General features: G+C 33.2%; 22 protein-coding genes. All 22 read right to left on the bottom strand.

Going from position 1 to position 15,591, the window contains the following annotated elements; translation table 11 throughout:
* Positions 1–153: 153 nt before the first annotated feature.
* On the bottom strand, positions 154–885 hold the full coding sequence (locus EI71_RS02515; RefSeq protein WP_119015677.1) for a hypothetical protein: 732 nt from the start codon (positions 883–885) through the stop codon (positions 154–156).
* Between the two features lie 73 nt (positions 886–958).
* Positions 959–2,515 (bottom strand): extracellular solute-binding protein, encoded by a 1,557-nt coding sequence (locus EI71_RS02510; protein ID WP_119015676.1) that lies wholly within the window; start codon positions 2,513–2,515, stop codon positions 959–961.
* A gap of 7 nt (positions 2,516–2,522) precedes the next feature.
* The gene (locus tag EI71_RS02505) at positions 2,523–3,422 is read right to left on the bottom strand and encodes a carbohydrate ABC transporter permease (RefSeq protein ID WP_211321011.1); all 900 of its coding nucleotides are present in this window, start codon (positions 3,420–3,422) and stop codon (positions 2,523–2,525) included.
* An 11-nt stretch (positions 3,423–3,433) separates the two neighbouring features.
* A complete protein-coding gene (locus EI71_RS02500) occupies positions 3,434–4,333 on the bottom strand; it encodes a carbohydrate ABC transporter permease (protein ID WP_119015675.1) in 900 nt (299 codons plus the stop codon).
* A 91-nt stretch (positions 4,334–4,424) separates the two neighbouring features.
* Positions 4,425–4,814, bottom strand: coding sequence for a hypothetical protein (locus EI71_RS02495; RefSeq protein WP_119015674.1), 390 nt, complete (start codon positions 4,812–4,814; stop codon positions 4,425–4,427).
* A gap of 64 nt (positions 4,815–4,878) precedes the next feature.
* Positions 4,879–5,199, bottom strand: a complete 321-nt coding sequence (locus tag EI71_RS02490) for an RnfABCDGE type electron transport complex subunit B (protein ID WP_119015673.1) — start codon at positions 5,197–5,199, stop codon at positions 4,879–4,881.
* Positions 5,199–5,429, bottom strand: coding sequence for a hypothetical protein (locus EI71_RS02485; protein ID WP_162849683.1), 231 nt, complete (start codon positions 5,427–5,429; stop codon positions 5,199–5,201). Before EI71_RS02485 ends, EI71_RS02490 begins: the two co-directional genes overlap by 1 nt.
* Positions 5,429–6,016 (bottom strand): electron transport complex protein RnfA, encoded by a 588-nt coding sequence (locus tag EI71_RS02480; protein WP_119015671.1) that lies wholly within the window; start codon positions 6,014–6,016, stop codon positions 5,429–5,431. Before EI71_RS02480 ends, EI71_RS02485 begins: the two co-directional genes overlap by 1 nt.
* A 1-nt stretch (position 6,017) precedes the next feature.
* Positions 6,018–6,719, bottom strand: a complete 702-nt coding sequence (gene rsxE / locus EI71_RS02475; RefSeq protein ID WP_119015670.1) for an electron transport complex subunit RsxE — start codon at positions 6,717–6,719, stop codon at positions 6,018–6,020.
* Positions 6,716–7,297: a hypothetical protein gene (locus EI71_RS02470; protein ID WP_162849696.1), complete on the bottom strand. Its 582-nt coding sequence runs from the start codon at positions 7,295–7,297 to the stop codon at positions 6,716–6,718. The genes rsxE and EI71_RS02470 overlap by 4 nt, the downstream gene beginning before the upstream one ends.
* Entirely contained in the window at positions 7,297–8,400 is a 1,104-nt protein-coding gene (locus EI71_RS02465; protein WP_119015668.1) for an RnfABCDGE type electron transport complex subunit D, read from the bottom strand. Before EI71_RS02465 ends, EI71_RS02470 begins: the two co-directional genes overlap by 1 nt.
* Positions 8,400–9,710, bottom strand: a complete 1,311-nt coding sequence (locus EI71_RS02460; RefSeq protein WP_119015667.1) for an RnfABCDGE type electron transport complex subunit C — start codon at positions 9,708–9,710, stop codon at positions 8,400–8,402. Before EI71_RS02460 ends, EI71_RS02465 begins: the two co-directional genes overlap by 1 nt.
* Positions 9,707–10,270, bottom strand: a complete 564-nt coding sequence (locus EI71_RS02455; protein ID WP_162849695.1) for an ANTAR domain-containing response regulator — start codon at positions 10,268–10,270, stop codon at positions 9,707–9,709. The genes EI71_RS02460 and EI71_RS02455 overlap by 4 nt, the downstream gene beginning before the upstream one ends.
* A gap of 43 nt (positions 10,271–10,313) precedes the next feature.
* Positions 10,314–11,570: a serine hydroxymethyltransferase gene (gene glyA, locus EI71_RS02450; protein WP_119015665.1), complete on the bottom strand. Its 1,257-nt coding sequence runs from the start codon at positions 11,568–11,570 to the stop codon at positions 10,314–10,316.
* Positions 11,571–11,745: 175 nt separating this feature from the next.
* Positions 11,746–12,117, bottom strand: coding sequence for a hypothetical protein (locus EI71_RS02445; protein ID WP_119015664.1), 372 nt, complete (start codon positions 12,115–12,117; stop codon positions 11,746–11,748).
* 99 nt (positions 12,118–12,216) lie between these two features.
* Positions 12,217–12,576 (bottom strand): 50S ribosomal protein L17, encoded by a 360-nt coding sequence (rplQ, locus tag EI71_RS02440; RefSeq protein WP_119015663.1) that lies wholly within the window; start codon positions 12,574–12,576, stop codon positions 12,217–12,219.
* Positions 12,577–12,594: 18 nt separating this feature from the next.
* Positions 12,595–13,554 carry a DNA-directed RNA polymerase subunit alpha gene (locus EI71_RS02435; protein WP_119015662.1) on the bottom strand — a complete coding sequence of 320 codons (960 nt, stop codon included), beginning with the start codon at positions 13,552–13,554 and terminating at the stop codon, positions 12,595–12,597.
* A 76-nt stretch (positions 13,555–13,630) separates the two neighbouring features.
* A complete protein-coding gene (gene rpsK, locus EI71_RS02430) occupies positions 13,631–14,017 on the bottom strand; it encodes a 30S ribosomal protein S11 (protein WP_119015661.1) in 387 nt (128 codons plus the stop codon).
* 17 nt (positions 14,018–14,034) lie between these two features.
* On the bottom strand, positions 14,035–14,400 hold the full coding sequence (gene rpsM / locus EI71_RS02425; RefSeq protein WP_119015660.1) for a 30S ribosomal protein S13: 366 nt from the start codon (positions 14,398–14,400) through the stop codon (positions 14,035–14,037).
* 26 nt (positions 14,401–14,426) lie between these two features.
* Entirely contained in the window at positions 14,427–14,540 is a 114-nt protein-coding gene (rpmJ, locus tag EI71_RS02420) for a 50S ribosomal protein L36 (RefSeq protein ID WP_119015659.1), read from the bottom strand.
* Between the two features lie 17 nt (positions 14,541–14,557).
* On the bottom strand, positions 14,558–14,779 hold the full coding sequence (gene infA, locus EI71_RS02415) for a translation initiation factor IF-1 (RefSeq protein WP_119015658.1): 222 nt from the start codon (positions 14,777–14,779) through the stop codon (positions 14,558–14,560).
* 159 nt (positions 14,780–14,938) lie between these two features.
* Positions 14,939–15,583: an adenylate kinase gene (locus EI71_RS02410; protein WP_119015657.1), complete on the bottom strand. Its 645-nt coding sequence runs from the start codon at positions 15,581–15,583 to the stop codon at positions 14,939–14,941.
* Between the last annotated feature and the right edge of the window lie 8 nt (positions 15,584–15,591).

Genomic DNA, 15,591 nt, shown 5'->3' with positions numbered 1-15,591 from the left:
TTAAATATGCTAAATCTCATAAACCATCTCATATTCATAACCTCATTTCTATTTTTATCTTGCATCTATCTAATGCACCTATAGTATATAAAACGAGTGTTGCAAAATGTGAGCAAGAAAAAAGGAAGGAAAAAAATTCCTTCCTAATTATAATTAATTATCAGCTTTTACAACCTTAGTTACTTGAAGCTGTGGAACATCCCAATAATAAACAAATCCTTCGAGATTAATCTTATCGCCTAAAGCTAAAGATGTAACTGTTGTATAAGTTGGGCTACCAAATTGTGTAGACTCTAAATAAGCTTCAACTACAAATGTTAATTCATTATCATTAGAATCCTTTACTGCAAAATAAACATCAACACCAGAATTTGGAGATAATGAGAAGTCATCAAAACTTGTATAAGGTGCTTTAGTTACAGTTAAATCTGTAACCATAACCTTAGTATTCTTATGCTGATCTAATGTATCCTTAGCAATGTTTGCAACCTGTGTTGCCTTATAAATCTTGCTAGAAGATCCAACTGTAAAGCCCTGGTTTTCTGTTGCAACATCTCCATTAATCTCAACTTCTCCACGCCATTCAGCTTTTGATCCTGTAACAGAGATGAACTTACCAACAGAAAGTTTATTATCATAATCATCTCTACTACACTTTAGATTATAAACATAATATCCGCCTTCTTCATCCTGTAAATAGAAGGATGCTGCACCATTATACCAAGTACATCTATCCTGGATATAAGCGTCAATCTTAACTTCTGCCTGAAGTTCTGCATCCATATACTCCTTATAGCTCATACCACCTAAGCTTTCAGCACCACAGCTGGCAAGAGTAAATAGGCCTAATGCTGCAGTTGTCGCAAAAATCTTTGTTAATTTCATTTTTAATTTGTCCTCCTGTTTTGCTAATTAAATTATAGTTCCCAATAAAAAAATAGTCAAATAATTATGTGTTTTATGATTTTTTCATCTGTTTCTTATTTTTTAATACTTTTTGTAATATTACATATACTCCAATACCAACCCAGGCTAAAGAAATACCTGTAATAATTAATATTCCACCTAAAGACATTTTGCTTGATGTATCCAAATAATTTGTTTTACATCTCGCGTATAGTTTATCTATTCCTTCTTTTGTGCTAAAAGAATCTGTTTTTGTCGATACAGAATTAATTAAATATCCTGCTGCACTTCTTACATTTGCTGAACCATTAAACACAGGTGTAATAAAAGTATTATCTAAATTATTTAATAATAATTCTTTAGCCTTTTTAGCTCCAGAATATATTTCTGTACCATTCAAATATTCCTTAAATTCTTTTGAATTTAATAATGAATTTGTAACAGGTAAATATCCTTCCGTCTTTTGATAAGCCATTTGAACATCATCAGTTAATAAAAATTGTGCAAACAACCAAGAGGCTAACACCTCTTCTTCATCGTCTTTATTAAAAATACAAATAGACGGTCCTTGAGAAATCATCTTTGGATTATTTATATCCAACTGTGGTATAATTCTTAATTCAAGTTCAAATTCTTCATAGCCTAAGGATGATGTACCTTGTAAGGAATCATAACCAATCCATGTAGCACCTGCCGTAGAATCAATACCAAAGATTGCATCCCAAACATTAATCAAATCCCCTGGATAATGAGAACTTACTGCAAACGATTCATAATAATCCTTTTTACATTTTGATTTTAAATCCAATAAAAAGGATGTTGTTTTATCGTTAAATATGAATACTTCACCAGATGAATTAGTATAAGGCATATTTGCTTGAAATACATATTGAATAAACCAATTATCACTTGATTTATAAACCATTCCTTTAAAATCCTTACTAGGGTCTACTAAAGAAGTAATACTTGTTTTCCCCTCTTTTCTCTCTTCTACGCCTTTTTGACATACCTCAAAAAGCCAATCCCAAGTTGGGATATCTGGAATTGTATAGCCCAATCTTTCTACATATGTTTTATTAATATATAGAGCTTCTGTGGATCTCATAAATGGAATTGTATAATAATTATCATATAAAATTCCTTCATCTAAAAAGGTTTTTACAATACCATCATCACCAATTGTTTTGTATTTTACACAACTGCCTTGAAGACCATATTTTGCATCAGTCAATAAATTATCTAATGGGATAACTGAATTAGGACTTTCTAAATATGTTGCTACATTATCCGGATAAGAAATGCAAACATTAGGTGCAGTATTTGTATTTAGATTAACCAATACCTCTCTATAAATATCTGGATAAGATGTAAAATTTCTAAGTTCAACAGTTATATTAGGATAATAAGTATTAAAATCAGAAATTGCTTTTTTGTAAACGTCAATTTGTCTTTGATCCGAATCATTTTTAGCCCAGAAAGAAATTGTATAGTTTTTATTCATATCAAATTCTTCAGGCACATGAAATTCATTATGTTTTGTTACATGATGACAGCTAGTTATGCCTACAATAGATAATACCCCTAAAAGAGCTAGTAACACTTTTCTCATAATATCACTATCCCTTCGTACCTGTTCTTACAACGCCACTCATTATTTGGTTTCTAAATATTGCAAATAATAACAATAATGGTATAGAAACAATAACAACCGCAGACATCATAGCTGGCATATTAGATTTACCAAAGCCTGAATTTCTCATAGCTTCAATTGCATTACTTACTAAGAAATAGCTCTTTTGACCTTCTACTTCGGAAGTAATTAATCTTGGCCATACATAAGAATTCCAGCATTCAATTAATTTTAAAATAATAATTGTAATAATTGTTGGCTTAGATAATGGAATCAAAACCTTAATTAAGTAATTCATATCAGATAGTCCATCTACCTTAGCTGCATAATATAAGGAATCTGGAACCTGCATAAAGTTTTGTCTTAATAAATAAATATAAAATACAGATAATACAGATGGTAATATTAAGCCGGTATAAGAATTTGTTAATCCTGAATTTGTAATTGTAACAAAGTTTGTAATGATTACAAGCTCATTTGGAATCATCATCATAGCTAAGAATAATGTGAATACTAAATTCTTTCCTCTAAACTCTAATCTTGCAAAGGCGAATGCTGCAAGAATAGATACAACAAGCATTATAGAGGTTGTAACAAGCGCAAATACTAAGGTATTCATTAAATAACCAATCATATCTACATCAACCCAGGCACTAATATAATTATCGAATGTTGGGTAGGTAATATATATCTCTGTAGATGTATATGCATAAGTAGCAAAATCCTTAAAAGATGTAATTACCATAAAATAGAATGGGAATAATACAACAATAGCCCATAATATTAAGAATGTATAAACAACAACCTTTAATATGATTCTAAGAGTTTTAAACGCTCTTATCGATTTCTTCATTTTCTTTTCGTCTAATTTATTAGAAGATACCATATGAACGCCTCCTAATAATATACGTGCTTTCTACTTACTAGTAGATTAATGCACGTAATCGCCAAAATAATAAAGAATAAAATAATTGCGGCTGCAGAAGCTCTAGATGGATATCCTCCAGAATTAGAATATAGCTGTCCATAAACATATCCAACAATAGTATTCATTCCAGCATCATCTAAGTTTTCTCCAAATAATGCAACTGCATCACTATAAGATTTAAAAGCTCCAATAAAGCCTGTAATAATCAAATAAGATATCATAGGAGATATTTGAGGTACAGTGATTTTTCTAAATACTGTAAACCTTGATGCACCATCTACTGCTGCAGCTTGATAATATATCTTTCTTACAGAAGCAATAGCTCCAGTAAGTACTAAAATCTTAAATGGCATTACATACCAAATAGTGTAAAAGCATAATACAAATAGCTTTGCTATATAACTAGATGTAGGTCCAACCCAATCTATAGCATTTATACCAAATAATCCTAATATAGAATTCACCAAACCTACATTTTCTTGGGAATCCTTATTAAACAATAGCATAAATACCATACCTACAGCCAATGTATTTGTAACATATGGCAAGAAAAATATTGTTTCTAATACTTTTCTTAATGGCTTTATTGCATTTAATCCAACAGAGATTAATAAGGCAATAAGTGTAGATAATGGTACAGTAATAATTACTAATAGAATCGTATTTTTTACTGCTGATAAAAATTTCTCATCGTTAAGTACAAAGCCATAATTACCAAAACCTATTCCTGTAGCTTCTTTAGTAAATTGATAGTTTTCCTCAAAGGAATAAACAAAAATATCAATCAGAGGATAAACTGTAAAAAAAGCTAAAAATAAAATAGCAGGTAGTAGATAAAGCCAGGCTTTTAAGTTGTTCTTTGTCTTCATAAAAAGACACCTACTTTCCATCATTATTATTTTAACACTTGTCGAATTTTTAAACAATAAAAAAGGAAGCCTATAAGCTTCCTATACTATACTATCCACGATTTAATACAAATAATACCAATATGATACCAACTATAACAGCAACGAGTAATAAAGAAACACATATCAAAATAACAATATTTGCTGTTTTTCTTTTTTGTTCTGTTTGTTTTATACAAGTACCTAATATAGAAATTGATATTCCACCTAAAACAAATGTTCCAAGACCTGCCGCAAAAATAATAACAATTAAAAATACTGCTGCAAATGCTGCACCTAAGGCACCACCTAAAGCTTCACCAAAATTAGAAGCAGTTTGTTCACCACTGCTATTTAAAAGTTGCTGAAGAGCATTTAAAAAGAGAATGGTTATAAATCCTAGGGGGACAGTTAATCCAGCAAATACATAAGCAACTATATTTCTTTTTTTATTATTTTTCATATAAATCCCTTCTTTCTTACTCCCTTTATTCAATTATATACCATTTTTACTCGCTGTCAAAAGCTTACTTTATCTTAATTGGATTAATTGAACCATCAGGATTAGGATTTTTATCTAAATATTCTCTTATTTCTTCTGGTTTACCCGCTTTAGCTCCTGGCTTACATTGGCTTAAGCTTTCTGCAGCACCAGTTACAATTGCTTCTGCAAAGCCCTGACAACCAGGGTAACCACAAGCACCACAATTCGCATTAGGTAAAATCTTTGTAATATCTTCAATTCTAGTATCTTGTTCTACATGGAAGATTTTTGATGCAACTGCAAGACCAAGACCTAAAATTAAACCAAGACCTGCGAGTATTAATACTGCCCATAATAATTCCATCAATTCTCCTCCTTTAAATCTTTTTCAATATCTTCTTCTATTTTCTTTAAATTATATTTATCCTTCATACTGCAGCTATAATTTTTACAGCCACTACATCCTTCTTCACCTATTCTTAAATTTACGCACTCCTTAGGAATAGGAGTTTTTTTATTTAAAAAGAAGGTGATAAAGAATATAGCAACAAGCAAGGCTATGATTCCAAGCCCTAAAATTAAATAAGGATTCATTATAAGCTAATCATCCCAGAAAATCCTAAGAATGCCATAGCCATTAATGCTGCAGTAATTAAGGCAATTGGAATTCCTTTAAATGCCTTAGGACAATCCGATGCATCTAATTTATAACGAATAGTAGAAAATATGAAGATAATAATTGCAAAGCCTAGTGATGTACCTAAGGCTGTTGCCATAGATGAACCAAAATCTAATCCTTGATCTGTATTTCCTTGGACAACGCCAAGTACTGCACAGTTTGTTGTAATAAGCGGTAAATATACTCCTAAGGCTTTATATAAGGAAGGAGAATATTTTTTAATAATCATTTCAATTAGCTGAACTAAGGATGCGATAACTAAAATATAAGTTATTGTATCCATAAACTGTATTCCTGCAAGTGCAAGTAACTGATATATTGGCCAGCAAATCGCACTTGCAAGCACAATTACAAAGATAACTGCAACACCCATACCTAAAGAAGCTGTAGGCTTTTTAGATACTCCTAGGAATGGACATATACCATAAAATTGAGATAGGATAACATTATTTATAATTGCATAATTTACAATTACTAGTAAAAACATAATAATATAATTCATACTATTTTGTTACCTCCTCTTTTAGTTTCATTTCTTTTACCTTTGCTTCTTTTTCTTTTGCAATATTTTTAGTTTCTTTTCTATTTTTATTCCAAGCTAAGAATGCTAAAACTAAACCTAGTGTTAAAAAGCCACCTGCAGGTTCTACAAATAATGAAATTGCAATATTTGAAGGAATTATTTGAATAATTATCTTAGAAGGTAGTGGAAAATACTGCCCAATAGTAATTGCTCCTGTACCTAATATTTCTCTTATAATCGCAACAATACATATTGCCATGGTAAAGCCTAAACCTGTACCAATTGCATCAACAAAGGATGCTCTAACACCATTTTTAGAAGCATATGCTTCTGCTCTACCTAAAATAATACAATTAACAACTATTAAAGAAATAAATACTCCAAGACCTGTATAAAGGGCTGGGATAAATGCTTCACAAAGCATTTTAACAATGGTTACAAATGTTGCAATGATTATGATATAGCATGGAATTTTAGCCTCGCTTGGTATGATATTTCTTAAGAAGGATATTAATACATTTGATCCAATTAAAACTAAAATAACTAATATTCCCATACCAAATGCGGCCTCTAAAGATTTTGTAGTTGCTAGTGTAGAACACATTCCAAGAAGCGAAACAAATACTGGGTTTTCTGTAATAATGCCAGCGATTAATGTTTTTTTATAGGAGAACTTTTTCATATTATTTCTCCTTTCGCTTCTGTAATTGCAGCTAAAACCATAGATTTAACTAAGGTTGCACCAAAGGTTGCACCACATTTTGTATCAATCATATCTAATTCATCCATAGATAAGCTATCTACATAAATTTCTTCATTTCCTTGATAAGGATTTAATATTATGACAGAATCCGAAGATGATGGATAATTTGATTTTACATAAGAATTTACTGTAGATGCAAAAGATTCTGTATTTACTAAGAATTCAACATCAACTACTTTTTCATCTTTAATACCTATCATTAAAGATACTTCTCCATAGGAATTCTTTCCACTTGTTGTGTATATATATCCTAATACATTGCCATCTTTATCATATGCTATATCTTTTTTCTTTATATAGCCTTTTTCGTCTTCGATAAATCCTACATCTTCACTACTATAATATTCACTATATATTTTAGTATAGGTATCTCTTACTTTATTTTCTTCATTCATTTTTACAAATGGATTTGTCATCATATAAAATCCAGCAATCAATAAAGCACAAATTAAGGCAATAGCACCTAATACTAAAGAAACATAAGCGTATCTTTTCATTAGCTTGCACCTCCTACCTTAACTAAAATATATGCAATCAATATTCCACTTATAACAAGAATCATTCCAAATAAAATTAATAGTTCCTTCCATGTATATTTATTTGGCTTTCCTCTCATGAAATAATCAATCGCAGGAGTAAACATATTCATAATCAAAATGGAGAATGCTGCACCTTCAGGGTAAGAGCCACAAATTCTAATTAATACAGTTATGGCGCCTGCAGAGGCGGCATAAAATACTCTACCAAATTTTGATGTAGGACTTGTTACTGGGTCTGTAATCATGAATACTCCAGCAAACATAACACCACCAGAGAATAACTGATAAAATAGCATTTCACCGATAGATGCTTCCTTAGATACTCCAAAATAATATGTAATAGATACAATAAGCATAATTAGAGTAAATGTAATTATATATCCAAACATTGCTCTAAAATCGGCACTTCTTCGGATTAATAAATATAAGGCGCCTATTAAGATTAATAATACACATACTTCTCCCATTGCGCCTGGGGCATTACCAATAAATAAATCTAAAATACCATAGGAATTTATATTGGATAAATTGCCCTTTACTAATCCTAGTGGAGTTGCACCACTAACTAAATCAACCCCACCATTATCATAGGATAGACTAAAGCATATAGAAACAAAGATTCTTCCTGCTGCTGCAGGATTAAATATGTTTTGACCTAATCCACCAAATACCATTTTTCCAATAATAATACCAAATGCTGCACCAATAAATACAACATATCCTCTAGTGCCTGCAGGTAAAATTAAGGAATAAATAATTGCACTAATTAAGGGTGCATAAATATTATTAATCGTATATGTTTCTTTGACCTTTTTAAATCCTTCTTTTGTGAAGAATTCTTTTATTTTCATATCCTTAGGCCATTTGATTAGCATATGTATAAAAAGCTCAAAAAATACCATTGTAATAGAGGAAATTAGTATAACATATATTCCGTTCCAGCCATTTTGTATCATCGCAAAAAGAGTAACAGGAAATAATGCTACTAATACATCTAGCATCATTCTAGATACAGAAACATTCTTTCTGATATAAGGAGCGCTTTGTGGAACTAGCTTCATTACTTTCCACCTCCTTGAACCATCTTTTTCGCCTTACGACAATACTCTGTTAAATGAATTTTTGAAGTACATGTATATGTACACATACCACATAAAATACAGGCTTTAATATTTAACTTCTTTTCTAATGCTTCCTTATCCTTATTCTTTACAGCTTGCATAATTTGAACAGGCTGTAATCCAACAGGACAAGAATATACACAAGAAGCACATCTAACACATGGTTCTTCTTTAAATTTATGTTCATTTAGAATAATACAGGATGTACAGGTTTTCGTAATAACTGCATCATCTCTTACTAGGTTTGCACCCATCATAGGTCCACCTAAGATTAATACCTTATTACTATCATCCTTATATCCCCCACTCATCTCGATTAATTCTTGTAAGGATGTACCAAGCCTTACTCTATAATTTTGTGGAACAGTAATACCATCTCCAGTTAATGTAAAATTCCTTTTTACAACTGGAATATTATATCTTATCGCTTTATATAATCCTACTATTGTTGAAACATTAAATACCATTACTCCTAATTTAGCTGGTAAAACACCAGAAGGTACACGAATACCAAGTGCACTATGAATAAGTTCAATTTCCCAGCCTTGAGGATAATAATTACCTACTCTTTTAATATCACAATTTAAATCTGGAAACCTAGTCTTCGCAATAGATAAGCAATCATATAAATCCTGATACTTCTTCTTTATACATATATAAGCCTTTTTTGCGCCAAAGGCTTGCATAGCATAAGATATACCATTATAGATACGATATGGAAACTCCATAACTAATCTATGGTCTGCAGAAAGGTATGGCTCACATTCTACTGCATTAATTAAAATAGTATCGATTTTATCTTTAGTTTGAAACTTTATATAAGTAGGAAAGGAAGAGCCTCCCAAGCCAACAAGAGCCATGTCCTTCGTAATTTGGACAAAGTCCTCCCGTGTTAGCTTTTTAATCTCTTCCTTCGTTCTTTCTATAGCTGTTTCAACAAACTCATCCTTCTTATCATTTTTAATCTTATAGAAGTCTAAGAGTTTTCCACTACGGTGAAACTTTTTAACGACTCCGACAACCTCACCGCTAACGGTTGACTGAATCGGTTGATCAAAAAACGGACCCTTACGCATACCAATCGTTTGTCCTACTTTGACATGGTCACCAACCTTAACCCAAATTTCTCCGGTTGAGCATCTCGCATTCGTTACACCCATATAAATATAGTCTGGGTCAACATAACGAATGGTTGGTAGACTTACAGTAAGATTACGAACGTTCGCAATTTCCTTAGTCTTTTCGATCATTTAACCACCCCGTTTAATATTTGTTTTGCGATTTCCGCTTTAGAGGTTCTCTTATCCATGGAAAGCTTAAGGATGTATTTATATGCTTCATCCTCACTCATATGATCATTTTCCATTAAATAGGTCTTAGCTTTTTTTACTAAGCCACCTTCTAAAACCTTCGCTTTTAACTTATCATTTTCTGAAGACAATGCTTCTATTAACAAGGTGTCACGCTCCATAATCTTTATTATCATTGGAATTCCCATTAAAAAGCGATCATCCAACATAAAAAAGCGTGAAGAGGATAAGGCGTTATATAGGGCACCTTCCTCTAAAAGTGCCGAGCCATATATTACATAGCAGCGTCTTGATTGTAATAGCATATCAAACAATCTATAATAGCCATGTATGTAGGAATTGTGAATTATTATGACATCCGGATGAAACTGAAGCATATAGGAATATAAGCTTTGTGGTTCTACCGTAGGAGTACTAACGTTGTACTCCGACATAGGCAATATTTCCATAACTCCTCTTTCGAATGTCTTGTCATTTGAAAAAATAAATACCTTTTTCATACTATACACCCCTTTGTGTATCGTAAATTTATATAAAATTTAATTAATATTCTAAATATGGATGCTTAGCCATAATATCAATAACTTCTTGTTTGATTCTAGCTAAAACTTCTTCGTTCTCTTGGTTTCTTAAAGCCTCATCAATCCAATGTGCAACCTTGATCATATCTTCTTCCTTGAAGCCTCTTGTTGTAATAGCTGCAGCACCTAAACGTACGCCAGATGTAATTGTTGGCTTTTGTGTGTCATTAGGAATAGCATTCTTATTACATGTAATACTTACAGAATGTAAAATATTCTCTGCTTTCTTTCCTGTTACACCAACAGAACCATAAATATCTACTAAAACTAAATGATTATCTGTACCACCTGAAACAAGCTTATAGCCAAGTTTCTTTAATTCTTCAGCTAAAGCCTTACAGTTTTTGATAACCTGAGCTGCATATTCCTTGAATTCTGGCTGTAATGCTTCTTTAAAGCATACTGCCTTTGCAGCAATAACATGCATAAGTGGGCCACCCTGGCAACCTGGGAATACTGAGGAATTGATTTTCTTGGCTAATGCTTCATCATTAGTTAAAATCATACCACCTCTAGGTCCTCTTAATGTCTTATGAGTAGTTGTTGTAACAATATCTGCGTATTCAAGTGGATTTGGATGTAATCCAGCAGCAACTAAACCAGCAATGTGTGCCATATCCACCATGAAGAAGCACTTTCTACCAGCTTTTTCTGTTACCTTATCAGCCATTTCCTTAAATCTCTTGAAATCAATGATTCTAGAATATGCGGAAGCACCTGCAACAATAACGTTAGGTAATACATCTAGTGCTAATGCTTCTGCAGCATCATAATCAATATAACCATCATCGGTTAAACCATAATTAACTGCCTTATAAATCTTACCAGAGAAATTTACAGAATAACCATGAGTAAGATGTCCACCTGCATCTAGTGACATACCCATAATTGTATCGCCTGGCATTAAAATCGCATTGTATGCGCATAAGTTCGCAGATGCACCTGAATGTGGCTGTACATTAGCAAATCCTGCATGGAATAATTCCTTAGCACGTTCAATAGCTAAAGTTTCAGCAACATCTACATATTCGCATCCACCATAGTATCTTTTACCACTGTAACCCTCTGCATACTTGTTAGTTAAAATAGAGCCCTGTGCTTCAAGTACTGCACGAGAAACAAAGTTCTCGGAAGCAATTAGCTCAATGTTAGTTCTCTGTCTAACTAATTCGTTGTCGATAGCTTCTGCTAACTCCTTGTCAAAATCTCTTAAATTCATAAATAGTCTCCGTTATCCCAAAAGTTTATAGGGGCCATGGCCCTATTGATATTATTATAACATAGATTTTGGAAAATACACCTTAGGATTTCTCATTCCATAAATAATACGTTTTCTTTGGAAAATGGAGTAATTTTGTTCGTGGAATGCATACAAAAAAGATAGAAGATTCCTTCTATCTCTTGTTATCATACCAAAATGGTTTATATTTAGATAAATCCTTAGTTGTTTTAACACCTAAATAATATACATTCATAACATTTATCTTAGCTGGCATTTGCCTTGTTTGACTCTTCATATCATAACAAATGATTAATACATCCTTTGCCTCTAAAGAATTAAAATCGATTGTTCCATTATCTTTTTTTATTATTTCAGTGTTAAATGATGTTCTATATAATTCTTCTCCTTCTAATACAAAAATGGGATTCTCTTTCGAATTATCATAAACATAAACTGTATCAAATCTTAGATTACTATTTCTTTTCTCATATAATTCATTAAGCTCACTTATATTTGATTTATAACCATTAATTATCTTTTCCATATATATTCCTCATTCGTTTTATATATTATAAACGATAAAGACTCTTATTTAAACAAAAAAAGGCAGAACCCTCTGCCTCTTATTTGTTTAAATTATAGATTATTCAACCCACTCGATAATTGCTAATGGTGCTGCATCTCCACGACGGAAACCAGTCTTGATTACACGAGTGTAACCACCATTACGATTAGCGAACTTAGGAGCAATCTCGCTGAATAACTTCTGAATAGCGAACTTGCCTTCCTCATCCTTTTCGAAACGGATGAACTCAGCTGCCTGACGACGGGAAGCTAATGTGTTAGCCTTACCTAAAGTAACCATCTTGTCAGCAAGTCTCTTAAGCTCTTTTGCCTTTGCTAATGTAGTTTCGATCTTTCCATTAAGGATTAAATCAGTAACTAAGTCACGAAGTAATGCCTTTCTCTGATCGGAGCTACGGCGTAATCTACTATATGCCATGATAAATATCTCCTTTAATTAGTTTTTCTTAAAGCCTAGGCCTAATGTCTCTAGCTTTTCCTTGATTTCCTTTAAGGACTTTCTACCAAGGTTACGAACCTTAATCATATCCTCTTCGGACTTCTCTGTTAATTCACCAACAGTATTGATACCTGCTCTCTTTAAGCAGTTGTAAGAACGGACTGTTAAATCCAATTCATCGATTGTCATATCGAACTTACGGCTCTGATTATCATCCTCTGTTTCGATCATATAATCAGTTTCAGTAGCCTTTTCAGAAAGCTCAACTACAACATTTAAGTGTTCAATCATCATTTTGGATGCTACAGCTAATGCTTCCTTAGCAGTGATTGAGCCATTTGTTGTAACCTCAATCTCTAGCTTGTCGAAGGATGCAACATTTACACCCTCAACACGAGTCTTCTCAACATTGAATGCTACATTAACAATAGGAGTATAAATAGAGTCAATAGCGATAACGCCAACAGATCTACTATATTCTTTGTTAGCAACGGAACTTACAAAACCAACTCCACGACGAACTGTTAAGAACATATGAAGTGCACCACCAGCCATAACAGTAGCAATGTGCTGATCAGGATTAATTACCTTAATATCATTGTCATGAATGATATCAGCTGCAGTTACTTCACCTTCACCACGGTTGATTTCGATTGTCTTTTCATAATTAGGATCTTCAGAATCAACTGTTAAAACAATTCTCTTTAAATTTAAGATAATTGTGATAACATCTTCAACAACACCATCAACGTTCTGGAACTCATGCTCAGCACCATCAATCTTAACATTAACGATTGCTGCGCCTGGTAAAGAAGATAATAATGTTCTACGTAATGCGTTTCCTAATGTGATACCGAATCCTCTTTCAAGTGGGGAAATGACAAACTTGCCATAACGGCCCTGTTCAGAGATTTCTTCAACATTAGTTCTTGGTTTTTCAAATTTTAAATCTTTCATTAATGGTCCTCCTATATTTTTCGTTTGTTTGAAATATATTCAATTGTCAATATACTGCTAAATCAATACCAAAATATTATCCACGAGGACGCTTTGGTGGACGACAACCGTTATGAGCGATTGGTGTTACGTCTGTAATTGCTGTGATTTCAAGACCTGCAACTGCTAAAGAACGAATTGCACTTTCACGGCCCTGTCCAGGACCCTTAACTGTAACTTCAACCTTAGCAACACCCTGGTCTACTGCAGCCTTTGCTGCAGCCTCAGCTGCCTGCTGTGCGGCAAAAGGAGTTGACTTACGACTACCCTTGAATCCTAATGCACCTGCACTTGACCAAGAAATTACATTTCCCTGAGGGTCAGTGATGGTAACAATTGTATTGTTAAATGTAGAATGAATGTGAGCAACACCAACAGGTACGTTCTTTTTTACTCTACGCTTAGTAACTTTCTTCTGTGCCATATCTCATTTCCTCCTTATTACTTCTTATGGTTAGCGATAGTACGCTTTGGTCCCTTACGAGTACGAGCGTTAGTCTTAGTTCTCTGGCCACGAACAGGTAATCCCTTTCTGTGACGCATACCTCTATAGCAACCAATTTCCATTAATCTCTTAATGTTAAGAGCAACTTCTCTACGAAGGTCACCCTCAACCTTATACTTTGCAACCTGTGTACGGATTGCACTTAACTGATCTTCAGTTAAATCCTTTGTACGAATGTCCTCAGATACATTCGCAGCCTTTAAAATATTTTTAGATGTAGTCTCACCAATACCATAGATGTACTGTAAAGAGATTACGATTCTTTTTTCATTTGGAATATCTACTCCTGAAATACGTGCCATTTTAATGCACCCTCCTACTTTCTATTTTATCCTTGTCTCTGTTTATGTTTAGGGTTTTCACAAATAACCATTACGCGACCCTTACGCTTAATAACTTTGCACTGAGAGCAAATTGGCTTTACACTTGGTCTTACTTTCATAGTCTTTATCCTCCATACTATTTATGTCTGTAAGTAATTCTTCCACGTGTTAAATCATAGGTTGATAACTCAATGGTTACCTTATCACCTGGTAAAATGCGTATGTTGTTCATGCGGATTTTACCAGAAACGTGGGCTTTAACTTGGTGGCCATTGTCTAGTGTAACAATGAACTGTGTGTTTGGAAGTACTTCTTGTACAACGCCTTCCATCTTTATAACGTCATCTTCTTTTGCCATTTATTATGATCCTCCTTTTATTTTGTAGGTCCTAAAGCTTAGCTGAATCTCCATGATATCCCTTATAATAAGGAATACCATGAACTCAACTATTATCTAAATGAAACATTTAGTTCCCATGCTATACATGCTTTAAGCTTTAGGGAAAGAATCTTCCGATTACTTTCCTAAAACCTCTTTAATATCCTCGAAGACCTTGTCTAATGGCTGGTCACCATTTACTGTCTTTAATAAATTCTTTTTAGCATAGAAATCTAATAATGGTGCAGTATTTTGATCATATACTGCTAAACGATTAACCGCTGTTTCTTCTGTATCGTCTGGACGCTGAATTAACTTAGCACCACAGTTGTCACAGATTCCTTCAACCTTTGGTGCATTGAATTCAACATGGAATGTTGCACCGCAAGTCTTACAAACTCTACGACCAACCATACGTCTTACTAAAATTTCAGCTGGAACGTTAACATCTAATACAGCGTCAAGCTTAACACCATTCTTAGCTAAGAATGCATCTAATGCTTCAGCCTGAGCGATTGTTCTTGGGAATCCATCTAATAGGAATCCGTTCTTACAATCATCCTCTAAAAGTCTTTCTTCTACAATACCAATTGTAACTTCATCTGGTACTAATGCTCCCTTTTCCATATAGCTCTTAGCCTCAAGACCTAATTTAGTCTCGTTCTTCATTGCTTGACGGAACATATCTCCTGTAGAAATATGTGGGATATTATAATACTCTTTGATATTTGCTGCCTGTGTGCCTTTACCAGCACCTGGGCGACCCATAATTAATAATTTCATTATGTTTC

The sequence above is a fragment of the Anaeroplasma bactoclasticum genome, from assembly GCF_003550015.1.
Lineage (GTDB): Bacteria > Bacillota_I > Bacilli_A > Acholeplasmatales > Anaeroplasmataceae > Anaeroplasma > Anaeroplasma bactoclasticum.
This window is presented reverse-complemented; position numbering and strand designations above follow the sequence as displayed.